General features: G+C 28.3%; 19 protein-coding genes and 2 riboswitches. Of the genes, 4 read left to right on the top strand and 15 right to left on the bottom strand.

Annotation, left to right across the window (positions count from 1 at the left end; all coding sequences use genetic code 11):
- Positions 1-98 precede the first annotated feature (98 nt).
- The 3 genes from IC213_RS08180 to IC213_RS08170 all read right to left on the bottom strand — a co-directional run bounded on the left by IC213_RS08180 (position 99) and on the right by IC213_RS08170 (position 4,400).
- Positions 99-1,889 carry an ABC transporter ATP-binding protein gene (locus IC213_RS08180; protein WP_227434416.1) on the bottom strand — a complete coding sequence of 597 codons (1,791 nt, stop codon included), beginning with the start codon at positions 1,887-1,889 and terminating at the stop codon, positions 99-101.
- Complete coding sequence (locus tag IC213_RS08175; RefSeq protein ID WP_227855214.1) at positions 1,889-3,616, bottom strand: ABC transporter ATP-binding protein; 1,728 nt, start codon at positions 3,614-3,616, stop codon at positions 1,889-1,891. The genes IC213_RS08180 and IC213_RS08175 overlap by 1 nt, the downstream gene beginning before the upstream one ends.
- Positions 3,617-3,863: 247 nt before the next feature.
- Positions 3,864-4,400, bottom strand: coding sequence for a dihydrofolate reductase family protein (locus tag IC213_RS08170; RefSeq protein ID WP_227855213.1), 537 nt, complete (start codon positions 4,398-4,400; stop codon positions 3,864-3,866).
- A gap of 340 nt (positions 4,401-4,740) precedes the next feature.
- Here IC213_RS08170 and IC213_RS08165 point away from each other — a divergent pair, with 340 nt between their 5' ends.
- On the top strand, positions 4,741-5,853 hold the full coding sequence (locus IC213_RS08165) for an alanine racemase (RefSeq protein WP_227434413.1): 1,113 nt from the start codon (positions 4,741-4,743) through the stop codon (positions 5,851-5,853).
- A gap of 228 nt (positions 5,854-6,081) precedes the next feature.
- Here IC213_RS08165 and IC213_RS08160 read toward each other — a convergent pair whose 3' ends face one another.
- The 3 genes from IC213_RS08160 to IC213_RS08150 are packed head-to-tail and all read right to left on the bottom strand — an operon-like array spanning position 6,082 to position 8,427.
- Positions 6,082-6,591: a nucleoside recognition domain-containing protein gene (locus tag IC213_RS08160; RefSeq protein ID WP_227434412.1), complete on the bottom strand. Its 510-nt coding sequence runs from the start codon at positions 6,589-6,591 to the stop codon at positions 6,082-6,084.
- Between the two features lies 1 nt (position 6,592).
- Positions 6,593-7,240 (bottom strand): nucleoside recognition domain-containing protein, encoded by a 648-nt coding sequence (locus IC213_RS08155; protein ID WP_227434411.1) that lies wholly within the window; start codon positions 7,238-7,240, stop codon positions 6,593-6,595.
- A 14-nt stretch (positions 7,241-7,254) separates the two neighbouring features.
- On the bottom strand, positions 7,255-8,427 hold the full coding sequence (locus IC213_RS08150; RefSeq protein WP_227824315.1) for a M20 family metallopeptidase: 1,173 nt from the start codon (positions 8,425-8,427) through the stop codon (positions 7,255-7,257).
- Positions 8,428-8,690: 263 nt separating this feature from the next.
- Here IC213_RS08150 and IC213_RS08145 point away from each other — a divergent pair, with 263 nt between their 5' ends.
- The gene (locus IC213_RS08145; RefSeq protein ID WP_227862974.1) at positions 8,691-10,052 is read left to right on the top strand and encodes a hypothetical protein; all 1,362 of its coding nucleotides are present in this window, start codon (positions 8,691-8,693) and stop codon (positions 10,050-10,052) included.
- Positions 10,053-10,329: 277 nt separating this feature from the next.
- On the opposite strand, the gene IC213_RS08140 is transcribed toward IC213_RS08145, so the two are convergent.
- The 6 genes from IC213_RS08140 to bilQ form a co-directional block, all read right to left on the bottom strand.
- A complete protein-coding gene (locus IC213_RS08140; RefSeq protein WP_227862973.1) occupies positions 10,330-11,187 on the bottom strand; it encodes a MerR family transcriptional regulator in 858 nt (285 codons plus the stop codon).
- 371 nt (positions 11,188-11,558) lie between these two features.
- The gene (locus tag IC213_RS08135; RefSeq protein WP_227482088.1) at positions 11,559-13,118 is read right to left on the bottom strand and encodes an ABC-F family ATP-binding cassette domain-containing protein; all 1,560 of its coding nucleotides are present in this window, start codon (positions 13,116-13,118) and stop codon (positions 11,559-11,561) included.
- A 183-nt stretch (positions 13,119-13,301) separates the two neighbouring features.
- Entirely contained in the window at positions 13,302-13,574 is a 273-nt protein-coding gene (locus IC213_RS08130; RefSeq protein ID WP_227434406.1) for a CD3324 family protein, read from the bottom strand.
- A 209-nt stretch (positions 13,575-13,783) separates the two neighbouring features.
- Positions 13,784-14,314, bottom strand: a complete 531-nt coding sequence (gene bilS / locus IC213_RS08125) for a flavodoxin family protein BilS (protein WP_227434405.1) — start codon at positions 14,312-14,314, stop codon at positions 13,784-13,786.
- Positions 14,315-14,391: 77 nt separating this feature from the next.
- Positions 14,392-15,486: a bilirubin reductase gene (gene bilR, locus IC213_RS08120; protein WP_227855211.1), complete on the bottom strand. Its 1,095-nt coding sequence runs from the start codon at positions 15,484-15,486 to the stop codon at positions 14,392-14,394.
- Between the two features lies 1 nt (position 15,487).
- Entirely contained in the window at positions 15,488-15,934 is a 447-nt protein-coding gene (bilQ, locus tag IC213_RS08115) for a bilirubin utilization transcriptional regulator BilQ (RefSeq protein WP_227434403.1), read from the bottom strand.
- Between the two features lie 310 nt (positions 15,935-16,244).
- On the opposite strand from bilQ, the gene IC213_RS08110 reads away from it, so the two are divergent.
- Positions 16,245-17,435, top strand: coding sequence for a pyridoxal phosphate-dependent aminotransferase (locus IC213_RS08110; protein ID WP_227434402.1), 1,191 nt, complete (start codon positions 16,245-16,247; stop codon positions 17,433-17,435).
- Positions 17,436-17,601: 166 nt separating this feature from the next.
- Entirely contained in the window at positions 17,602-18,567 is a 966-nt protein-coding gene (locus IC213_RS08105) for a DMT family transporter (protein ID WP_227862972.1), read from the top strand.
- Between the two features lie 95 nt (positions 18,568-18,662).
- Here the strand turns inward: IC213_RS08105 and IC213_RS08100 are convergent, their stop codons facing one another.
- From IC213_RS08100 to IC213_RS08090, 3 genes are all read right to left on the bottom strand, one after another.
- Positions 18,663-19,325: an anthrax toxin lethal factor-related metalloendopeptidase gene (locus IC213_RS08100; RefSeq protein WP_227434400.1), complete on the bottom strand. Its 663-nt coding sequence runs from the start codon at positions 19,323-19,325 to the stop codon at positions 18,663-18,665.
- 99 nt (positions 19,326-19,424) lie between these two features.
- Positions 19,425-19,511: riboswitch (cyclic di-GMP riboswitch) on the bottom strand.
- 184 nt (positions 19,512-19,695) lie between these two features.
- A complete protein-coding gene (locus IC213_RS08095) occupies positions 19,696-22,596 on the bottom strand; it encodes an SrtB-anchored collagen-binding adhesin (protein WP_227862971.1) in 2,901 nt (966 codons plus the stop codon).
- A 116-nt stretch (positions 22,597-22,712) separates the two neighbouring features.
- A riboswitch (cyclic di-GMP riboswitch) is annotated at positions 22,713-22,798 on the bottom strand.
- A 120-nt stretch (positions 22,799-22,918) separates the two neighbouring features.
- Positions 22,919-24,097 carry a cation diffusion facilitator family transporter gene (locus IC213_RS08090; RefSeq protein WP_227862970.1) on the bottom strand — a complete coding sequence of 393 codons (1,179 nt, stop codon included), beginning with the start codon at positions 24,095-24,097 and terminating at the stop codon, positions 22,919-22,921.
- Between the last annotated feature and the right edge of the window lie 129 nt (positions 24,098-24,226).

Raw genomic sequence — 24,226 nt, 5'->3', positions numbered from 1 at the left:
AGTATCAGTAAGTTTATTAAAAAATAACTTTGCTGATACTCTTTTCAATTCTAACATTATCAATTTAAATTTTAGCTATTATTCATGCAGATATTTTACTATTCAGATTCTGTATCTGCAAATTGGCTATTATAAAGCTTCTCATAAAATCCGCCTTTTTCCATTAGTTCATCATGATTACCTTGCTCTATAATACTTCCATTATTCATAACCAAAATCAAATCAGCATTACGAATTGTAGAAAGTCTATGTGCTATAACAAAACTAGTTCTACCATTCATAAGATTTCTCATTGCCTTTTGAAGCATCAATTCTAATCTAGTATCAACAGAGCTAGTAGCCTCATCTAATATCAATATTGAAGGGTCTGATATAAAAGCTCTAGCTATAGTTAAAAGTTGTTTTTCTCCCAACGATATATTAGATGCTTCTTCATTTAAAAACATATTGTAGCCATCTGGAAGTGTAGTTATAAAGTGATGTACATTTGCTACTTTCGCTGCTTGTATAATTTCTTCCTTAGTAGCTCCAAATCTACCATATTCTATATTTTCAAAAATAGTACCATTAAATAGCCATGTATCTTGAAGTACCATTCCAAACATTGAACGTAAATCTTCACGTCTCATATTTCTGATATCTACTCCATCTACTTTAATAGCTCCTCCCTTTACATCATAAAACCTCATCAATAAGTTTATTAATGTTGTTTTACCTGCTCCAGTAGGACCAACAATAGCTACCATTTGACCACTTTTTATTTCTACATTTAAATCTTCTATTAAAGTCTCACTTTCTCCATATCCAAAATTCACATGTTCAAATGTAACATTTCCTTGTACATTTTCTATCTTAACTGGATTTTCAACATCAGGAGTTTCCTCTTCTTCATCCAAAATTTCAAATACACGCTCTATTGCTGCAAAAGAAGATTGTATTACAGTTGATAATTGTGTCATCTGTGAAAGAGGCTGATTTATTTGCCATATGTAACGTACAAATGCTTGTAAATTTCCAACTGTTATCCCTCCACTCACTGCATATATAGAACCAACTACTGCTACTGCTGCAATTCCAAAATAAGTTACTAATGAAACCATTGGATTCATCATACTTGATATAAATTGTGCCTTAAATCCATTTTCACAAAGTTCTTGATTTACTTTTTTAAATTCTTCTATAGAGTCTTCTTCTTTACCATATAATTTTATTTCATTAAATCCAGTATACATCTCTTGTACTTTTCCATTTAATTTTCCAAGAGCATTTTGTTGTAATGAAAATCGCTTTTGTGATTTTTTTACTATAAACTTAGATACAAAATAACTAATTGGAATTATAAAAAGAGCTATAAATGCCATATATACATTAATTGTAAACATCATAGAAATTGCCAAAATTATTACTAAAATTGAGTTAATAATTTGCATAAAACTCTGTTGTAAGGCATTTGATATTGTATCTACATCATTTGATATACGGCTTAGTACATCTCCAAAACTATTGCTGTCAAAGTAACTAATAGGCAGTTTTCTTATCTTATTTTCTACTTCATTTCTTAAGTCTCTCATAGTATTTTGAATAGCATTTGTAAGTAAAAAACTTGAAGCATACGTAAAAATTGCATTAGCAACATATATACATGCTAAGAGTGCCAAAATTTTTACTACATAGTTAAAATTCACAGATGCTCCTGGTATTCCTTTTGCTATACGAATTACATCTTTAGTTAATTGTGTTATTATTAATCCCTCTGTTTTAGGAGCAATTGCATTCATAGTAGCTGCTAAAATTATACATATAATAGCTATAATAAATGAAAATTTATATTGCTTTACAAATGGAAGAAGTCTACCAATTGTTTTTTTAAAACCTTTAGACTTTTTCATTATTCCAATTCCTCCTTTTTCAACTGAGATGTTGCAATTTCATAGTATATTTCACAATTTTTCAATAATTCCTTATGAGTTCCCATTCCAACAACTTGTCCTTCATTTAGTACTACAATTTTATCAGCATCAATAATTGAGCTGATTCTCTGTGCAACAATCAATACAATTGCATCTTTTGTTTCTTTTTTTAGCTTAGAACGAAGTATTGCATCAGTCTTAAAATCTAATGCAGAGAAGCTATCATCAAATATATATATTTCAGGTTTTCTTATAATAGCTCTGGCAATAGAAAGTCTTTGCTTTTGACCTCCAGATACATTAGCTCCACCTTCACTAATTAATTCATCAAATTTTCTAGGTTTTTTTGATATAAACTCATATGCCTGTGCAACTTTGGCTGAATGTTCTAATTCTGATGTTCCTGCTTTATTTTTACCAAATCTAATATTATTTGCTATACTACCAGTAAAAAGCAATGCCTTCTGAGGTATAAACCCTATCTTTTTTCTTAAAGCCTTTAAGTCATATTCCCTTATATCTACTCCATTTATCTTAATACTACCTTCTGTTACATCATAAAATCTAGGTATCAAGTTAATTAAGGTACTTTTTCCACTACCAGTACTACCTATAAAGGCAACTGTTTCACCAGTCTTTGCAGTAAACGAAATATCTTTAAGCACAGAAGCTTCTCCATCTGGATAAGTAAATGTTACATTGTCAAATTCTATAAGTCCTTTATTTTCAGTATCTTTTACTCCATTTTTAGGATTTTTTATAAGTGGTTCTTCTTCTAAAATTTCCTTTATTCTATTTGCTGAAACTTCTGCTCTTGGATACATGATAAATACCATTGAAAAAAGCATAATTGAAAACATAGCATGGAAAAGATATTCCAAAAATGCAACCAATTGTCCAACTTGAATTTCTCCAATATTTATTTTTTCACTTGAAATCCAAAACACAGCCAAAACAGCTATATTTAATAATAAAAAGAATGCGGGTTGAGTAATTGACATAAGCTTAAACAATTTTTTAGAAACATTAGCATAATATGTATTTGTTTCTTCAAATCTTTTTGTCTCATAGTCATCATTCCCAAATGCTCTGATTACTCTTATTCCCGTTAAATTTTCTCTTGATATAAGGTTTAGTTTATCCAGTCCTTTTTGTTGTTTAGACGATATTGATTGAGAAATTTTTGCTATTACTGCTACTCCAATAATTATAAAAGGAACTGATATAGCTAATACCAAAGAAAGCTCTACACTTGTTCTAATTGTCATGATTATACTTATAATAAACATGACTGGAGTTAATAAAGCTGTTCTAAGAAGTATATTTACAAATTGTTGAATTTGAAATGCATCATTTGTAGTTCTTGTAATCATTGAAGAAATCCCAAATTTATTGTATTCAGTGTGTGAAAATTCTTGAGATTTTTTAAATATATCATTTCTTATATCTCTAGTTACTCCTGTTGATATTTTTACAGAACAATAACCCAATAATACACTACCTACAACTCCTATAATAGAAATAACAACTATTACTATTCCCATTTGTTTTATGTAAGTTGTGTTTTGATTTGCAATACCATTATCAATTATTTTAGCTATTATTGTTGGTATACCTAATTCAACTAATGCAAAACTAAATATAGCCAGTATATTTAATGCTATTAATAACTTATAATTTTTTAAATAATTTAAAATTAATTTCATATTCTACTCCTTTCTTAATTTTTGAGACAGTGTAATTATTATGTAGTAATGCCAAGCTTATGAATACTTGCTTTTATAAAAAAAGGAGAAAAGAGTTAGTGCACTCTCTTCTCCAGCATATTCTTTTTAATACACCCTCCGATAAGTCGCTTCTATGTTACCATATTTGACAAGTAATGTCAATTTATATATAATTTAAGCTTTTAAATACTTTATTTTATAAAATGATAACAAGCCAGCACATACTTTATACTTGTTTTTTACTATATTCTAATTTTACAAGTTGTTCTATATTACTAACCTTTTTAAGATTTAAGTTTGTTCTCTGTATTCCAGCTTTAAATAATGGAATTCCTCTACCTAATATTATTGGCAATACATATACAAAATAATCATCAATTAGATTATCTTTTGTAAATAATTCTACTATTTCACTTCCTCCAATTATCCAGATATCTTTCCCATTTTTCTCTGCTCTAATTTGCTCAATTAGTTTTTTAGGTTCCAAATTGGTATAATTTACATTTTCATTAACTCCACTAGTAGTCTTTGAATACACATAACATTCTTTCCCTTTATAAAACCATTCATTTGGGCTTAGTTCATTTATTATTTGTGTATATGTTGAATTTCCCATAATAACTGTATCAATTGTATCGTAAAAAGTATTATAATCTTCCTGTTGAGAATCTGAAGCTACTTCATCTAAAAAAGCTACACTACCATCTTCTTCTGCTATATAACCATCTAAACTCATTGCAATATAAAGTACCACTTTTCTCATATTTGCTACCTCCAAAATTTATAATATAAGTTTTTTATGCTGAAATAAAATTTTTACTTATTTAAAATACCCTATTAAATAAAACTCAAACAGTTTTAAGTAAAACCACAAAAATAAAACATTATTATATATACAGTTTAATAGTTACATAATTTGATAACCAATAAATATATTGAAAATTCTAATTAATCTAAATAAATATTGCTCTAACCTCATACTGGTTCTATAATATAATTAGAAGATATTTATATTATAAAATTAATCTTATCATAATATTTATTAATATCGTAAAATTAAGACCTGTGATTGATTTTATTTTTATTGAAAGGTGGTAAACAATATGAAAATTTCAGAAATTGCTACACCAAGCTTTTTACTAGATTTAGACCAGTTAGAAGAAAATATAAATACAATACAAGAAATTTGTACAAAGAATAACAAACAGCTTTGGCCTATGCTTAAAACTCATAAAAGTACATATATTGCAAAACTTCAAAAAGATACAGGTGCTACTGGATTTCTTGTTGGAACTCTTGATGAAGCTGAAGCTTTGATAAATGCTGGCTTTAAAGATATTATGTTGGCTTACCCTTACATGGGAGATGCAAATATAAATAGGGTAGTAACCATGGCTTCAAAAATAAATTTAATATGTGCTACAGATAATATAGAATGTGCAAGAGCTTACAGCAAGGCTTTTTCTCTAGCTAAAATTGAATGTAAACTACTTCTTATTGTAGATTGCGGATTACACCGTTTTGGTGTTAAACCAGAAAAAGTAGTAGAACTTGCTATTGAAATTTCAAAACTAGAAAGTATAAAAATTGTTGGAATAAGCTCACATCCAGGTCAAGTATACGGTTGCAGTTCTCCAGAAGGTGTACCAGATGTTTGTGTTCAAGAAAATTCTGCTATGGAAAAAGCATCTAAATTATTAACTGATAATGGATTTAATATAGATATTGTAGCTTCTGGAAGCACTCCAACAGTTGAAACTGAAGCTACTTCTAAAACTATCACTGCTGTAAGACCTGGAAACTATGTATATTATGATGCTATACAAATAGCTTTAGGATGTGCTACTGAAAAGATGTGTGCTCTTACTGTTGTATGTACTGTAATATCAAAAAATAGTGATGGATATTATTTAGTTGATTGTGGAAGTAAATGCCTTGGACTAGATAAGGGTGCTCATGGAAATAGTAGTATTGTTGGCTATGGTATAGTTTGTGGACATCCAGAACTTATTATTGATTCACTTTCAGAAGAAGTTGGCAAAATTAAAGTAAATGGAAAAACTAATATAAAAATAGGTGATAGGATAAGAATCATACCTAACCACTCTTGTTCTACTGCAAACTTAACAAGTAATTTACTAGGCTTTAGAGGAGATACAATAGAAAAAGTCATTGAAGTAGATATACGTGAAAATTCAAAACATATTGTACTTTAAAAATAAAATCATAATAAATTTATATTGATATTAACTAAAAATGAATTTAATTTATTGTTGATTTAAAGATATTAAAACAAAACATAGAAAGTTTTAAAAAAAAACTCTAAAAACATAGAAAATCTAAAAGAAGTTTACTACTATACTAGTAAACTTCTTTTTTAATTAACATATCATTTTTTAATTAGTACATCATCATGACATTATTATGTTAGTTTTATTTAATTTTTACATTAATCCCATAAAAGTAAGTAAAACTCTAACTATCAACATACCTACCACTGCATCAAATATAGGAACTGCTAATAGTAACATTCTATACTTAGTGCTAGTATTAGCTACAAGAACTATTCTAGCGTAATGACCAACTAGAGTACCCATTAACATACATGGCATAATCAAAATAGTTGCTTGTGATGCTGCAATTATACCTTGCGCAAATAAATTTGCGGCTGTAGCTGCTCCTGCTGCCTTAGCAAAGAAAGCCGCTATCAAAACTACGACTGATTCTCCAGGTAGTCCAAAAATCCCCATTACTGGACCAAAAACATTTCCTAAAATATCAACTATACCAGTCAATTGTAGAAATTGTACTATTACATACCCCATTATCATGGCTGGCAATATTTGTTCAACACCTATGTAAAAACCTTTTTTTGCGCCTCCCATAAATGTTTCAACAACAGTTTTTTTTGGTTTACTATTTACAATTGTACTTCCAGTATTTTGTTGACTCATATTACGCAGCCTCCTTATTTTTATTCTTTTTATTTTTTATATTTATAATTAGTCTAACTAGATTGGCACCAAGTATCTTACAGAATATCTCTATAAGTATTATTGGACCTAATGCCAATAATGCTATTGGCAAAAGTGGAGCTTGAGTATTTATTGTATTTAATATAACTGCTGAACCAGCATATTGATAAGCTACAAATATAGTTCTTTCATCATCCGTTATTTCTCCGCTTTCACATAATTCTTTTGTCATTATTGAGGCTACATCTGAACTAGTAAATGAAGATACAAATGCTATACCCGCTATTCCAGGTATCCCAAGTAAAGGTTTAAGTAATGGATTAAATATTTTTGATGCAGCTTTCATCCCTCCCATAGATTCAACTACATCAATAAGTCCTACAGCAAAACACACAGTTGGTATTAAAGTAAGTGCAAATAAAAAACCATCCTTTGCACCAGTTCCACCCTTTCCCATAAAGTCTACGCCATCTGAAATAGTACCAAATGAGCCAGTTAAGTTAGCAAAGTCTAAAGCTTTTAGAAATCCTTGACTCTCCTTAAAAATACCAGAAAATAGTATTATCAATACAAATAAAGACATATATCCTTTCCATGTTACCTTATTATCTCCAGCTGTTGTATCCATATAAAATCCCCCTTTTATATATCAAATTTATCTAAATTTAAAACAATTGTAGAAATCAATTTTACCCTTTCAAACATAGAATCTACTAATGCATATTCTCTTGAGGTATGATTCCATTCTCCTTTTACTCCAAAAGAACATATCGCAGGAACGTTTGCAATAGTTAAATAGCTAGCATCTGAACTTCCTCCAAGTCTCTTAGAATTTATTTCACCAAACCCATTTTCTTTTGATACTGTATTTACAAATTTGTGAAACTTCATAACATCCTCTGTAGTTTCAAATGGCATCATTTCACTTACAAAATCAACATGTGTAGAGGTTCCTTCTATGTAAGTATCTTCACATATTTCTTGAATTCTTTTTTTAACATTCTCCATTTCTTCTACTTTTTCAAATCTAAGGTCTACTTCTATACTACAATCTTCAGGAATAGAATTTGATACTCTTCCTCCTTTAATTATACTTACACTTGCTGTAGTCCCAACTTCAAGATTAGTCAATTTTTGTATTTGTAATATCTTATTAGCCATTTCTTCTATTGCATTTCTTCCACCTTCAAAATCATTTCCTGCATGTGTTTCTACACCTTTTACATTTATATTACACCCGATTCTTCCTTTTCTACCTACACATAAGCTATTATCTACCAACCCAGTTTCCATATTAAATGCACATAGACCACCTTTTGCTTCTTTTAATATAATGTCTCCTCCGTTTGAATCCTTATGTCCTATCTCTTCATCACCTGAAAAGACTATTTTTATTGGTCTATCTTTGTATCCTATCTTATTTAAAGCCTTGATAACGTATAAAGAAATTACTATTCCACCTTTCATATCTAACACACCTGGCCCATATGCTTTTCCTTCCATTATTTTAAATGGATTTTCTCCAAATGTACCTATTTCAAAGACAGTATCCATATGCCCTGAAAAAATTATTGGTTTCTTATTTCTGTTAGAACCAAGTGTACCTATTAATGTACTGCCATTATTTCCAGCATCTATTAAATCACAATCTAATCCTTCTTTTTCAAACTCACATTTTAATCTATCAGCCAATTTATTTACACTCTCTTTACAGTTTGTATAGCTTTCAATATTAACAATCTCTTTCCACAGTGAAATGATTTCTTCTCTATTCTCGTCAACAAATTTAGAAATCTCCTTTAAATATGTAATCATAATAATCTCCTTTATTTTTGAATAAAATTTTTTTCCTAAAAGCTGAGTTTATACTTTAGGAAATTTTAAAAGACTAGTCCTTAATTACAAAATAACACAATTATTTTCATCAGTCAACATTTTTTCAGTATATTTTTTATTTTCTGATTTTTCTTTTAATTTTTACTTTGTAAAATAAATTGACGCTTTTTATCTACTATTATAAAATGAGGTTATAAATTGATAATTAGTTACAATACTTTCGAAATTTTAAAGGAGGTTTTATGAAATATAAGATTGGCTTTTTAACAACATCTTATTTTATGTCAGATAACTTTAAACAAGCTCTCGAAGAATTAAAAGATATTTGCGAAATTACATACATTGAACTAAAAGGTGAAAATCCTTTTAGTAATTTGCCAAATATATATAATGAACAAGTAGATAATTTTGATGGATTTGTTTGTAGTGGTCTAATTCCATATAGTGAGCTTATAATAAATATAGAGGATATAAAGGTCCCATTAAGTTTCTTAAAGCTTGATGAAAGAGATTTTTATAAATACTTATTTAAACTATTAAATAGTAAAAGAGAGATTGATTTTACAAAATCATTTATTGATTTTTTAAGAGAAGATAATAACTATTATGACATCTATTCATTGATAGATTCTAAAAACTGTCCATATACAATTAGAGATTTCAATATTCCTCAACCTGTATATGACTTTAAAAAATTAAATGATAAATTATTGGAGATACACTTAGATTTATTAAAAAATAATAAGATTAACCTTTCTATTACTAGAAATTATATAATTAATTGTGAATTAAATAGACTTGGATATGATTGTATTTATATGGTGCCATCTACTGAATCAATCTTAAACACATTTAAATCTGTAATAAACGAAATAACATTAAAAAATTTAGATAAAAATAAATCTGCAACTTGTATAGTCACAATAAATAGCTCAGAGTATATAAATGATGACCTAATATTTAAAAATGATGAGATACAAAATCAAATATACAATACTATCTTAAATTCTTTATCAAGAAATGGGTTCTATGGAGTTCAAGTCAAAAAAAATGACATGAAAATAGAAATACATACTACTAAAGAAATGCTAAATAATATGACTAAGGATTATACAGAATTTTTTATTTCAGAAGACTTAAAAGAAATCAAGTATAGCTTAAATATTGGTTGGGGAATTGGCAACACAAATATTCATGCAGAACAGAACGCTCGTCAGGCAAATAGTAAATCAGCTTCTCTAGGTGGAAATTGTACGTTTATAGTAAATGACACTAATAATATAATAGGACCTTTATATTCAAATAAAAATTCTAATGACCTGGAAGAAAGTTCAATAGCTAATAAAGTTGCTTCTTTCATTCCTTTATCTAATGTAAATGTATCTAAAATTATGAGTATGATTAATGATAGAAATTCAAATAATGTATCAGCAGAAATATTATCAGACTATATGAATATAACTCTTAGAAGTGCAAATAGAATCCTAAGTATCTTATATAAGGCTGGTATTGCAACTATTGTAAACACAAAACTGGATAATCAAAGAGGTAGACCACGAAAAATATACAAAGTTGATTTCTTAGCTTTTTTAGATAATATGTAGAGAGATAACATGTAGAGATTGAAGTCTGAATTATTAGCTTTTCCAATAAAAATAATAATTTTCCACTGATTTTCAATAAGCAAAGTTTTTAAATATGAATATACAAAATGCCAGAATCCTCATAAACACTATATTTTTATCAACTCTGGCATTCTTTTTTATTTCGCTATCAAAATTTAAACAAATGATGCTAAAGTAAGCTTTTACTTTTATCTTACTTCATCAACATGGAAAATGTACCTTAGCACGTACCCTAAATTCTTTATGGAAAGTAAGTTCACTCCTTACTCATTTTTTGAGAGTTGCTTGTTTTTTGGTATATTTTATTCCATCCTACTAGTAATAAAATCATAAATACACAGGTATCTACAAAAAGAATAACTGTAACGTTCTTGACAATATTGTAGACAAAAAATATTGAGAATACTTCTACGGATAAAGCTACAAAACATAAAAAGTTCGTCAAATAATCTGCAATAGTATCACTATAGAAAGCTCGTATTTGTAACCATCTACATGTAAATGGACGTAAAATAAATCTGAATACAACACAAATAATTGGATAAGCATAAATAAATTTTTTATCTACACTATTGGCTACACCATTATTCCATTGCATAGGAATTTGAGTTGGCAGTTTTGGAAATGCTATGATTGCAATCAGTAAACAAGCAATGGTTATAATTCCCCATGTAATATTTCCTCCCCACATATATAAGAAACTTACAGAGTCCAGTTTTAAAGTATGTTTATTTTCATTCCAATATTCTGGTATCTCAGTTATATATTCTTCTACTTTTAAATTTAGATAACTTAGTTCATTAAATTTAAGCATTTTTTCACACATAGTTTTTGCATTTTCCAAATCATATATTTGAGTTTTGAGAACTTGTTCCTGTTTTTCAACAATCTCATATAAAGATATTTGCTGAAGTATAATATTACGAATATCATCAATAGAAATCCCTAATGTACGTAAATATGCAATTTTTTTGATGTCCTCTATATTTTCATCTGAATACTCTCTATAACCATTACTCTCATTACGAATGGGCTGAATTAGCATTTCTTTCTCATAAAATCGAATATTAGAACGTATTAGTCCAGTTTTTTCTTCAACTTCTTTAATTGTCATTTTTAAACACCACCTTTCGATTTATTGAATTACCTAATATCTTTCTTTTTTATTACTCTAAGTCTTCTTTAATGTTTTATTTCATTATTTGATTCGCCAATATTCCATTCTCAATAATACCACACTTTGTAATAATCTCCTCCTTGTGTGTATCTAAAACTGCTTGATTATTATATAAGATACAGTATAAACATGGTTTACAGTCAAGTATTTTTATCATTTTTTTGATTCTATTAAAAAAGGCATCGCAAATAAATGCCATGCCTTTCTATTAATTTAGTCTTTTCATATCTTTCTCAGTCCAAAAGTCAAATTAGCCTGTCTTATATTAAAATTGATAAAAGATATAACAAGTCGTATAAGATTTTCTATCATATTAAATAATTAATTGCCCACTTCTCACAATCCCAAATTTTATTAACTATATCATTATAAAACTCTGGCTCATGGCAGACTAAAATTATACTGCCTTCATATGATATTAAAGCTTTTTTTAGTTCTTCCTTTGCTTCAGAATCTAAGTGGTTTGTTGGCTCATCTAGTATTAATATATTACTAGGATTATTTATAAGTTTACATAACCTTACTTTAGCTTGTTCTCCACCACTTAATATAGAAAGCTTGCTTTCTATATGTTGATTAGTCAAACCACATCTTGATAGCATTTTTCTTATTTCATATCTTGTGTATGTTGGAAATTCATACCACACCTCATCAATAAGTTTTTTATCACTTATTTCTTTAACTTCCTGTTCAAAATATCCAACATTTTGTTCTTCTCCTACTTCAATACTTCCACTTATTGGTTTATTTATTCCAATCAAGCTTTTTAATAAGGTTGATTTTCCTATACCATTTGCACCTATTAAAGCTATCTTTTCTCCTCTTTCCATAATTAAATTTATAGGTTTACTTAATGCTGTTTCATATCCTATAACTAAGTTCTTAGCTTCAAATATCATTTTCCCAGATTTTTTGGATATTTTAAAGTCAAAGTGAGGTCTTACTTTTTCCTTTGATATACTTATTCTTTCTATTTTATCTAATTTTTTCTGTCTTGATTTTGCCATCTTACTGGTTGATGCTCTAACTTTATTTTTTGCAATATATTCTTCTAGCTTTGATATTTCTCTAATTTGTTTTTCTTGAGCTATTCTTAAATTTCTCTTGTTTTCTTTATACATCTTTTGAAAATTTTCATAATTACCAATATATCTTGTCAATGTCATATTTTCAAGATGACACACCACATTCACAACACTATTTAAAAACTCCAAATCATGTGATATCAATATGAATGCATTTTCATAATTTTGAAGATATTTTCTTAACCATTCTATATGTTCTTCATCCAAATAGTTTGTAGGTTCATCTAAAAGCAATATATCTGGTTCATCTAATAATAATTTGCCTAATAATACCTTTGTTCTTTGACCTCCACTCAATTCTGAAACATCTCTATCAAGTCCAATATGTCTAAACCCAAGACCTAGGGCAATTGAATCTATCTTTGAATCAATATTGTAAAATTCATTGTTATTTAAAAATTCTTGTATATTTGCAACTTTTTCAAGAGACTTATTTATCTCATGTTCATTCATTTCTCCCATTTTACTGTATATGCTATTCATTTCACTTTCCATATAAAAAAGTTCCTTAAAAGATTCTCTTAAAATATCTTTTATTGTATTACCTTTTTCTAGTTTAGTGTGTTGATCCATATATCCAACTCTTACTTTACTACTCCATTGTATATCACCACTATCTGGAATTAGCTGACCTGTTATTATATTCATAAATGTAGATTTTCCCTCGCCATTTTTTCCAACAAGACCTACATGCTCTCCTCTTAACAATCTAAAAGATATGTCTTTAAATAATGTTCTATCTCCAAATCCATAACTTATATTATTTACATTTAAAATACTCATTGTTCTATTCCTCTTCTTAAAATTTAGAAATTCCTCAATAAAATCATACCATTTAAATAGATTATCCCTCAAGTTCATAAACAAACCTGTACTAATTTTGTACGAAAAAAGAGACTTTGTTAAAAAGTCTCTTCTTAATTTTTTGTTATATAAATCTATCTTTAGAACATTAATATTCTATTTTCAATCACTTTTTTCTTCTCTGATTATTCGTCTTATACTATGCTCCGTTAAATAGTAGTCTTTTGTAAGTTCTTTAACAGAAATACCTTTATTGTACTTATCAAGTATTTCCCTATTTCTTTCTTTCAAGATATTTCTTGAACCACTATTTTCGCCCCAAGCTTTTTTATTTTCAGACTTTCGTGGTATATATAAATAACTACCATCTGTATATTCTTGAATTAATTCAAGTATCTCTTCTGGCAATATATTTTGTGCTTTTTCATACTTCATAATACTCTGCTCCCATCTACATTTTTAATTGTAAATAAAAGCAAAGACTGCACAAAAACAATTTAGCCTAAATATTATCTTTATCTATTAGGCTCTAAACAAAGTTTTATTGCAATTGTATTTTGCAGTCTTTGCTTAGAGCCAACTGAAATTATAATATCGTTACTCTCTTTCATATTGCAAACTCCCTTTCTATCTAATTTAAACTATTACATATCACTAACTTTAGCCATTATATCTTTTGTAAATCTAACAGCTTCGGATACATCTTGCTCATCTGGATGACTTTGAGACTCTTCATGACCTTTTAATTGCTCACGAATATGTTCATTTTCAGGATGAAGCTTTAGCATTTCTTCATATTTTACCTTTAAACCTTCTGCAATCTTTCCTTGGCATATAAATGACCCAACTATTTCATTATCTTTCGAAAAGACATCTTTCACTTTGTCCATAATGTTAATTCCATAGTTACCCTTTGTATTTGCTCCCATTGTTCCAAATAAAGCTAGCTTTTTGTTGTGAATATTTTCAAAGACTAGTTTTGAATTTTTATCACAAATACCCTTATCTACCCAATATCCCAAGAATATTATATCATATTTTTCATAGTCAACATTATTATCAGTTACTTCACTGATATTTTTAATTTCTTTTTCGCCTTGCATTGCATCATATATAGATTGAGCAATTTTTTTAGTATTTCCAGTTAAACTTGAATATAAAATTAAACTTTTCATGATATATCCTCCTATATGTTAAGTATTTATCTAAAATTTCTTAATACCATTAAGTTTTCAATTACTATAAGATTTTATTAATCTAATATACAACCAAATTGAGAATGTGTCTGTAATGCATCTGCACATTTTTTATTGCAGTAGCAACACTTCTTGATATCATCTACTCTTTCCTCTCTTACTTTCTGCAACCAATCACTGTCTGCCAATAGTTGTCTCGACATAGCAACCATATCTACTCTGTTATTTGATATAATACTTTCTATGAAATCTGGACTAGATAGCTTGCCAACACCACAAACTGGAAGGTTTGTGTGTTTTTTAACTTCATCAGCTAAATACAAAAAGCATCCTTCATCTTTAAAATAAGGATGATTATTAACTGGTATGGTGTCTTCTAATTTGGAATGATTTGCTAATGTTACATGAAAACTATTTACTCCAAGTGATTCAAATTTTTTTACAAAATTCTCTACTTCAGAAAATAAAACTCCTGCATTGCCATAATGAGGATTTTCTTGTCTAATTGCAAGTTTATAGTCTATTGGAACATCCTTTATATTATTACGAATACTACTAATTATTTCACTTGCAAATCTACTTCTATTATCATAACTTCCACCATATTCATCAGTTCTACTGTTGTATATACTGGATGAAAAGCTTCCTATAAGTCTATCTCCATGAATTTGAATCATATCAAATCCTGCTTTTTTTGCATTTAATGCTGTTACTCTAAACAACTCTATAATATTTTTTATTTCTTCTTTTGTCATATTTGTTACATAATCCTTTACTCCATCATCCATAATTTTTTTTATTTCATCATGTGAAGTAATTCCCGATTTCATAGTATTTCTGATTAAATTTATGTCATAATCTGAACAAAATATTTGTGCTGAAACTTTCGCCCCTGAATCATGTATTGCATTTACAATTTTTTTATACTCTCTAATTCCATCTTCATTGGATAAGCTTAGAGCCATTTTATGAAAACTAGGTCTAACTGATACATCTCCTATAGTAATTAAAGCTACTCCTGATTTAGCAATTTTACAAAGCTTGTTAATTCGTTCTTCCAGATTAAGACCCATACTTGTAGGTGCAAAAGATACTCTATTTTTTAATTCTAAGTTTCCAATTTTAATTGACTTTAATAAGTTGCTATACATCCTATTCTTCCTCCACTGTTGCCTTTATATCTTTTACTGTATGTAATTTCTTTACTAATTCTTTGTATTCTTCATCCAAAAACTCTTTTTTTATATTACTATCCCACTTTGAAAATATGTTTTTTATATCTCCCAGTACTTCTTCACCCTTATCTGTTACTCTCAATTGAAAAGCTCTACTATCATTAGGGTTTTGAATCTTTTCTATGTAACCATCTTGTTCTAATCTAGAGATAGTTCTTGTAGTATGAGCTTTATCCACCTCGAATTCCGTCGAAATATCATTCAAAGAACAATTCCTATTCTTATTGATATAAATTAAATAAAAATATAGACCATTCGTAAGCTTATATGGCTTTAGACATTTTTCACAATAAAGTTTAAAGTTCCTTTGTAAATAACAAATAATATACGATAAACTCTCATTCTGTAAATTTTTAAAATCCATTTTTAATTTCCCCTCTATAATTCTAATATAATATATTTGACTATATCAACTATATTATATTAAATACTTGATACAGTCAAGAATATTTTGCCTTATAACTGTATATTTTTATACTACCTTATAAAATTATCATAAAATATAATTCTTCTTTAGTTAGAATTTGTAATTTTTTATATACATCATACATAAATATATTTTATATAAAAGTTTATATTTTCAAGCAAATAATTTTTCGAAAATTGTCTAAATTCAGTAAAAATATGGTAATATATACATAAGCAATATAAATCTATAAAAGGGAGTGTTACATATGATATCTAATAAAATGCAAACTTTAGTTGCAAACAGCTCTGTTATAAGAGCCATGTTTGAAGAGGGAAAAAAACTTTCCGATATCTACGGAGAAGAAAATGTTTTTGATTTTAGTATAGGAAATCCAAGTGTTGAGCCTCCAGAAACTATTAAAGCAGTTATAAGCGATATTTTAAATGAAGAATCTCCAAATCTAGTTCATGGATATATGAACAACTCAGGATATGAAGATGTAAGAGATGCTATTGCCAGCCACATAAATAAAAAAAATGGATTAAACCTTACAAAAGATAACTTAATTATGACTTGTGGGGCTGCTGGTGGTCTAAATATCATTTTAAAAACTCTTTTAAATCCTGACGATGAAGTTATTGCTTTTGCACCATATTTTGGTGAATATAAAAATTATACAGAAAACTATGATGGAAAACTAATCGAAGTCCCTACAAACATAGAAACTTTTGAACCAGATTTATATGCTCTAAAAAATGCTATTACTCCAAAGACAAGAGCTCTAATAATAAACACTCCAAACAATCCTACTGGTGTTATTTATTCTGAAGAATTGCTAAAAAACCTTGGAGAATTACTAGATACAAAACAAAAAGAATTTAATACAAATATATATTTAATTTCTGATGAACCATATAGAGAAATAATTTATGATGATGCTAAAGTTCCTTGTATATTAAAATACTATAAAAATTCATTTATAGGATACTCTTATAGTAAATCATTGTCTCTACCTGGTGAACGTATAGGATATATTGTGGCTAATGGAGAAATGGATGATTTTGATGATGTTATGTCTTCATTAAATGTTGCAAATAGAATACTTGGATTTGTAAATGCTCCTTCTCTTTTCCAAAGAGTTATTGCAAGAAGCTTAGATGCAGAAGTTGATGTAAATATTTACAAAAAGAACTTTGACCTTTTATATAATAGCTTAATAGAAATGGGATTTTCTTGTGTTAAACCTAGTGGTACATTCTATTTATTCCCAAAAGCTCCAATTGAAGATGATAAAAAATTCTGTGCTGATGCTAAACAATTTAATTTACTATTGGTTCCAGGTTCTTCTTTTGGTTGCCCAGGACACTTTAGAGTATCATACTGTGTATCTTACGATAAAGTTAAGAGTTCTCTACCAGCATTTGAAAAATTATCTAAATTGTACAATTTAAAATAATTAAATAAATCTAATTACAAATAATTAGCTACCTTAGTGTAGAATTTTATATTCTATATTAAGGTAGCTTATAATTTTATAGCTTATATTTATATACCATTTTATACCAATGTACTTGAATATTGTAGCTTATAGTACTAGTATAAATTACAAGGAGGTGTTTGATTTGAAAAAAGGTTATGTTTATATAATACTAACTACCCTATTTTTTAGTTCAATGGAAATTAGTTTAAAGACAGTTACTAATGACTTTAATCCCATACAAATAACCTTATCAAGATTTTTTGTTGGTGGCTTAGTCTTATTACCTTTTGCTATAAAAAGATTAAAATCCCTTAGTCTTTCTATTACAAAATCAGATTTAAAATACTTTGCTTTTTTAGGTTTTATGTGTGTTGTAGTAAGTATGTCATTGTACCAGTTAGCTGTACTAAACACAAAAGCATCTGTAGTTGCTGTCTTATTTAGTTGTAACCCAGTATTTGTTATGCTTCTAGCTTATTTGATTCTAAAGGAAAAAATCTATAGGCACAATATAATTTCACTTATATTAGAAGTCATTGGAATTATAGTTATTATAAATCCACTGCACACAAAATTAACTTTTAGTGGTATATTCTTAACACTATCTTCTGCCATTATTTTTTCAATGTACACTGTTTTTGGTAAAAGAAAAACGTTAAAATTTGGTGGAATAGTTGTGACTTGTTTCAGCTTTATATTTGGTAGTTTAGAAATGCTTGTATTGGTTCTACTTACTAGGATTAATTTTATATCAAATATATTAAATAAAAAAGGACTACATGTATTTGCAAATATACCTATTTTTAGTGGTTATACCTTACACAACATACCTACTATGATTTACGTATTTGTATTTGTTACAGGTGTTGGTTATGCACTTTATTTTATGGCAATGGAAGCTACATCTACTAGCCTTACATCTTTAGTATTTTTCTTTAAGCCAGTAATATCTCCAATACTGGCATTACTAATTCTTAAAGAATTTATTCCTATTAATATGATTATAGGAATTCTATTGATAGTGATTGGTTCAATAGTTTCTATTATACCTACAATAATAACTCAATCTCATAATAAACATATTGAGTCATTATATAAAAGTCAGTAATAAATATATACATAAGATTAAATTAATTAGTTTTTCACGCAATATAAAAGAGATGCTAGCATACTAGCATCTCTTAATTTTTTTATATAAATTTTCTATTTTGCTAAGTTTTGTAAAAAGCTATAAGTTTGTGGACAAGCTGCTTTTAATTTACTATTTGTGTCTTGATTTAAGTAGTAATATGCAAATGCCTCAGCAAAGAATTCTTCTGGATATACACCTAAATAATTTACATTTCCTAAAGAACGCCCTTCTTTAGCAAATATTTGTTTAAATTGTGCTGATTTAGAAATATCATTTAATGCAAGATGGTCTACTGCGTGTGCTGTTTCATGTAATTCTAAGTTTATTGCATCATGACCTTTACCTTTGTTACTAAATCCTATTCTAAGAGCTACTGTACTTCCACCTAAACCAGGAACATCATCCCAAGTTTTACCAGTATTTTCCCATCCCTTAGGAACTACACCTTTTAAATAAGCATATTCTTTTTCATCTGTTAATTTTCCACTTAATAATTTTATTTTTAAGTTATCTTGTTTTAATACATTTAAATATTTTCCATCTATATTAGCAAGTCTATTTATCATAGCATTAGCTTCTTTTTTATCGTAATTTCCATTTGGAAGAACCACTATTTCACTAAGTGTTTCTTTATTGTTTTTTAAAGTTGCACTATCTGCATGTGCACTTACTGGAACTGAACTTATTAAAAATATTGATATTATAGCGATTAATAATTTTTTACTTGGTTTCATATTATTCCCTCCTTTGAGTTAGGCCGGGAGTAATAAATTTCAAAATAAAAAAGATACCCAAGAGTATCTTTGTATATACAAAAAGAAATTTTTACTCTTTTCGGCAACTGGCTGGCGTAGTTTATTTAAACTTTAGCCCCTATAGCTTTGCGTGACTAGGTTTCCCTAGTTTTGCCTCGTTTAATTTTATATTTATATTATATCTTATATCTGTCTCTTTGTCTATAGTTTTTTGGATTTTTCTTCTAAAAAACGATTGTTTTTTTACATAATACTCCAAAAAAAAATATCTTCTAACAATATTCTCACTTGAAAATATTGTTTTAGAAGATATTTTTTAATATTACTTATATTTTTATAATGTTAGGGTCTAATTGATGTTTTTCTTTCTTCTCAATATAATAAGTCCTACAATAGCTCCTAATCCTAAAAGTATTTCTACAGTAATTGTAGTACTATCACCTGTCTTTGGTGGCACTGGTGGATTTACTACAGTATTATCTTTTCCTGTATTATTCTTTTCCTGTGGCACTGGTGGGTTTACTACTTCTGGTATTGGAACAATTTGTTTAACAGGCTTTTCTATTACATCTTCTGACGGTGGTATTGGTGGATTTACTACCTCTGGTATAGGAGGATTTACCACGTTTTCTGATTGTGGTATTGGTGGATTTATTGTTGCTTCCTCTGTATCAGATGGTCTTGATGGTTTACTTGGCTTATCTGTACTTGGTGGCACTGGTGGATTCACTGTTGGTTCATCTGTACCTGGTGGTACTGATGGATTTACTGGAATATTTTCTTGTTTTACATTTTCTATATTCCCAATATCCACAATTTTACCAATATTTTTTCTATCAATTTCCACCTTTATTTTACCCTTTAATTTTTCATATCCACTTGGAGCCATTGTCTCCACTAAATAATATGTTCCTGGATTTTTGACACTAGATTCAATTATACCATCTTCATTACTAACTAAATCCTTAACTACTACTATTCCAAATGTATTTTCCAAATTAAATTTTGCACCTTCAAGAGCACTTTTATCTGAACTATCTACCTTTTTAGCTTCAAAAGCATATCCTTGTTTAGTAGTTTCTACACCAGGAGGACTTGAACCATTAATCTGAGCTACATTTTGTATGGTCTCCCCTACTTTTACATCTGTAAAATCTGCATCAAATGTAACCCAACCTTGTACAGGTTCACCTTCTTTTATTTGCTTAAATTCATATTTATTTACTAATCTTATAGTATTTTTTCCATCTTCAGCTTCTTTTTTAAGTTCAAGATTATCAGAGTATTTTATATTAGATATTTTTAATGTTGGATTTACTTCATCTAAAATATTTACTTGCCCTGCATCATAAACACCATAAGTTGACATGTTTATTTTATACTTAACTATTTGGTTATCATTTCCATCTAATACCTTTTTATCAACCTCTTTTTTGGCACTTATTAATCCAGAGTTCTTCTTAAAACTTATCTCATCTCTTTTATCTACTTGACTATTATTCGCATCAAGAACAGCTCTATTTGTATAACTATCTTCAATACTAATAACTTTTAATGTATATGCTATAAAGAACTTTGATTCTACTTCTTCTTCACTAAGATTAATTGTAAATCCAGTTATAACTTTTTCTACTTGCCCACTTTCATTTCTTTTTTCTTCTGTTTTATATGAAATATTATTTGCAATTTTTTCTTTACTCCAAGGAGTCCAGTCACCATTCATTGGAACTTCTACAACTCTAAAATCATGCCCAGCTTCTCCAGCAGTAGTTAATCTCATACCTTCTGGTATATTATCTGTTATAACCACATTACTTACTGGTGATTTATCATCATTTATTGAAATCTGATAGTTGATTACTTGACCTACTTGAGTAATATTTGTTGCTCCTGAATGCCCCTTAGTCAAAAGATAATCATTTCCTCTATCAAATATACTTACAATAGCATCATCTTCTTGAACTTTATTACCTGCAGATTCTAATCTAGCTATATTCTTATATTTGTTACCATGTTTTGCATTTTCATCACTAATTCTAGCCTTATACTTAACAGTATACGCTTTATCTATATCTCCAAAAGTAACTGAAATAGAATTTTCACCTTGTTCAATATTAAAATCACTTACTTCTTTTCCATTGCTTGCTACTATACTTACAGAATCTTTTATTAATGTCATTCCTTCAGGGAGTTCGTCATATAAAGTAATATCTTTTAATTCTTCTTCTTTTTCATTTACTTGTATAGTATAATTTACATCTTTATTTTTAACTGGCATAAATACAGTAGTTGACTCTCTTCCTTCAACAAGCTTCTTAAGTGTTCCTTTAGCTTCTTCAATGTCTTCTTTATCGCCAGGTTTTATTTCTATATCCACATCTCCATTTCCACTTTCTATCTTTCCAGTAGTTTCAATATGAATTTTGGCACTTGTTTCTTCATTAACTTTATTCACATATGCTTCTAATCCAATTTTTCCTTGCATTACACTTTGACCATTAGGTAATTCTCTAAATGTAAGCGTATACTCTCCATTACTCTCTGTTTTATCAAAACATTCACTTGTATAATCTAAATTAACTTTATTAAATACATCTGGAACCTTAAAAGTTATTGAGTCACCTGCTTTTATCCCTTTTGATGTTGGAGTATAAGTTAAATTAAATGTAATTTTTTTCATTGACTCTGTTTCTATTGCATCATTATTAATTTTTACGATAAATCCGTGGTCTTCATTATCTTCATTAAGTTCTTCTTCTAAAGTCTTAAGTAAATTTTCATCCTCTATCGAAGTTTGTTCTGGTTTCTTGTTTTCTTCTGGTTTCTCTCCTTCTGGAGTTTGCTCTGGCTTCTTACTTTCTTCTTGCTTATCTCCTTCTGGAGTCTGTTCTGGCTTCTTATTTTCCTCTTGTTTATCCCCTTCTGGCGTTTGCTCTGGCTTCTTATTTTCTTCTTGCTTATCTCCTTCTGGCGTTTGCTCTGGCTTCTTATTTTCTTCTTGTTTATCCCCTTCTGGAGTCTGTTCTGGTTTCTTATTTTCTTCTTGCTTATCTCCCTCTGGAGTCTGTTCTGGTTTCTTATTTTCTTCTTGTTTTCCATCTCCAGTTGGTAAATTATTTGAATTGCTTTGTATAGACCCACTGCCTTCTAATTCTGATGCATAAGATACAGATGGATATATTGTAGTAACTATCATACTTAAAATCATAATTAAACTGATTAATAATGCCTTTTTATTTCCTTTCTTCATATAGATTGCTCCCCTCTAATCTATTTACACTCTTGTAAAATTCCATAAATACCCAATATAATTTAACTTTTTTTATCAAAAAACTATACAAAAAAAGCTATGAAATAAATAAAATTTATATTCATAGCCGGTTGCACCATTGACTCTGTATACCCATAAGGTGCCCAGTAATAGGATATACTTCAACGTCTCTATAATTTTTTTATAAAAATAATTAAAAATTATTATATTCAAATTAAATACAGTTATATATCCATTATATTATGTCTATGTTTTATTGTCTATATTTTTTACATTTTTTTCCTTTATTTTTTTATCATCATTAAATAAAATCCTTGTCTACAACAATTACACAATTATAATCAGGATTCATCTCCTTAACTAGTTTTGTTATATCTGCTTTTAGATCTTCTTCTGACATACCTTTAGAAAATTCAGAAGGATTAACTACTATATCAAAGACTAAATTCTTCTTACTTCCTTCTCCAACTATCCTAAAATCATGCATAGATTTTATAAGGCTGTTTTTCTTAAGTATTTCTTCAAGTTCTCTTTTTGATGATATAACCTCTTCATCATCAAGGCATATAGGGTCCATATGAATTACCAAATATATATCCAACTTTTCAGATATTTCTCTCTCAGCAGTATCTATAATTTCATGAATTTCCATTATATCTATATTCGCTGGAATTTCTGCATGTATAGATGCAATGCATCTTCCAACTCCATAATTATGGATTATTAAATCATGTGTACCTATTATATGTTCATAAGATAATAATAATTCTAAAATAGATTTGACCATTTCTTCATCTGGAGCTTCCCCAAGAAGAGGATTTATAGTATCTTTTACAAGAGAAAATCCTGCATAAAGTATTACTAATGATACTACAATACCTACATATCCATCTATAGGTAAATCAGTAAATCTAGCCAAAATAAAAGATATAACTACACAACTTGATGTAAATACATCTCCCAAAGCATCCAATGACACTGCTTTTAATGCTGATGAATTAATTTTATTTCCCATAAATTTATTAAAGCGACTCAACCATATTTTAACCATTATAGATGCAATTAAAAGTATCAGTGGTACTAATTCAAACTTTATAGGAACTGGATTTGTTATTCTTTCTATAGACGATTTCACAAATTGAAGTCCAACCAACATAACCATAAAAGCTACTATTAATGCTGATAGATATTCTATTCTACCATGCCCAAAAGGATGTTCTTTGTCAGCTGGTTTACTTGCTAGTTTAAACCCTATCATAGTTATTGCTGAAGATGCCATATCAGAAAGATTATTAAACGCATCAGCCATTATAGCTATACTTGATGTAAGTACACCTATAGAAACCTTTACTATAAATAAAACTAGATTAGATATTATGCCTACTATTCCTGCTACATAACCATACTTATTTCTAACAACTTTATCTTGAACATTCTCACTATCTTTGATAAATGTTTTGACTAGGATTTTTGAGAACATGAAACTTACCTCCCTGTCTTTTATTTTATTAATAAACTCGAAACTTGATATCTTTACTCATGATAACACAATTTAGATATAAAATTCTTTAAACTTGTTCTATGTCAGTAAAATATTCTTAATTTTCTT

It is taken from the genome of Clostridioides sp. ES-S-0049-02 (genome assembly GCF_020658465.1).
Lineage (GTDB): Bacteria > Bacillota > Clostridia > Peptostreptococcales > Peptostreptococcaceae > Clostridioides.
Note: the sequence above shows the minus strand (reverse complement) of the source record. Positions and strands in the feature narration are given on the sequence as shown.

What these genes read in the sequence shown, in the direction of transcription:
- IC213_RS08180 (WP_227434416.1), bottom strand. Translation starts at nt 1,889, where the DNA reads ATGAAAAAGTCTAAAGGTTTTAAAAAAACAATTGGTAGACTTCTTCCA.
- IC213_RS08175 (WP_227855214.1), bottom strand. Translation starts at nt 3,616, where the DNA reads ATGAAATTAATTTTAAATTATTTAAAAAATTATAAGTTATTAATAGCA.
- IC213_RS08170 (WP_227855213.1), bottom strand. Translation starts at nt 4,400, where the DNA reads ATGAGAAAAGTGGTACTTTATATTGCAATGAGTTTAGATGGTTATATA.
- IC213_RS08165 (WP_227434413.1), top strand. Translation starts at nt 4,741, where the DNA reads ATGAAAATTTCAGAAATTGCTACACCAAGCTTTTTACTAGATTTAGAC.
- IC213_RS08160 (WP_227434412.1), bottom strand. Translation starts at nt 6,591, where the DNA reads ATGAGTCAACAAAATACTGGAAGTACAATTGTAAATAGTAAACCAAAA.
- IC213_RS08155 (WP_227434411.1), bottom strand. Translation starts at nt 7,240, where the DNA reads ATGGATACAACAGCTGGAGATAATAAGGTAACATGGAAAGGATATATG.
- IC213_RS08150 (WP_227824315.1), bottom strand. Translation starts at nt 8,427, where the DNA reads ATGATTACATATTTAAAGGAGATTTCTAAATTTGTTGACGAGAATAGA.
- IC213_RS08145 (WP_227862974.1), top strand. Translation starts at nt 8,691, where the DNA reads ATGAAATATAAGATTGGCTTTTTAACAACATCTTATTTTATGTCAGAT.
- IC213_RS08140 (WP_227862973.1), bottom strand. Translation starts at nt 11,187, where the DNA reads ATGACAATTAAAGAAGTTGAAGAAAAAACTGGACTAATACGTTCTAAT.
- IC213_RS08135 (WP_227482088.1), bottom strand. Translation starts at nt 13,118, where the DNA reads ATGAGTATTTTAAATGTAAATAATATAAGTTATGGATTTGGAGATAGA.
- IC213_RS08130 (WP_227434406.1), bottom strand. Translation starts at nt 13,574, where the DNA reads ATGAAGTATGAAAAAGCACAAAATATATTGCCAGAAGAGATACTTGAA.
- bilS (WP_227434405.1), bottom strand. Translation starts at nt 14,314, where the DNA reads ATGAAAAGTTTAATTTTATATTCAAGTTTAACTGGAAATACTAAAAAA.
- bilR (WP_227855211.1), bottom strand. Translation starts at nt 15,486, where the DNA reads ATGTATAGCAACTTATTAAAGTCAATTAAAATTGGAAACTTAGAATTA.
- bilQ (WP_227434403.1), bottom strand. Translation starts at nt 15,934, where the DNA reads ATGGATTTTAAAAATTTACAGAATGAGAGTTTATCGTATATTATTTGT.
- IC213_RS08110 (WP_227434402.1), top strand. Translation starts at nt 16,245, where the DNA reads ATGATATCTAATAAAATGCAAACTTTAGTTGCAAACAGCTCTGTTATA.
- IC213_RS08100 (WP_227434400.1), bottom strand. Translation starts at nt 19,325, where the DNA reads ATGAAACCAAGTAAAAAATTATTAATCGCTATAATATCAATATTTTTA.
- IC213_RS08095 (WP_227862971.1), bottom strand. Translation starts at nt 22,596, where the DNA reads ATGAAGAAAGGAAATAAAAAGGCATTATTAATCAGTTTAATTATGATT.
- IC213_RS08090 (WP_227862970.1), bottom strand. Translation starts at nt 24,097, where the DNA reads ATGTTCTCAAAAATCCTAGTCAAAACATTTATCAAAGATAGTGAGAAT.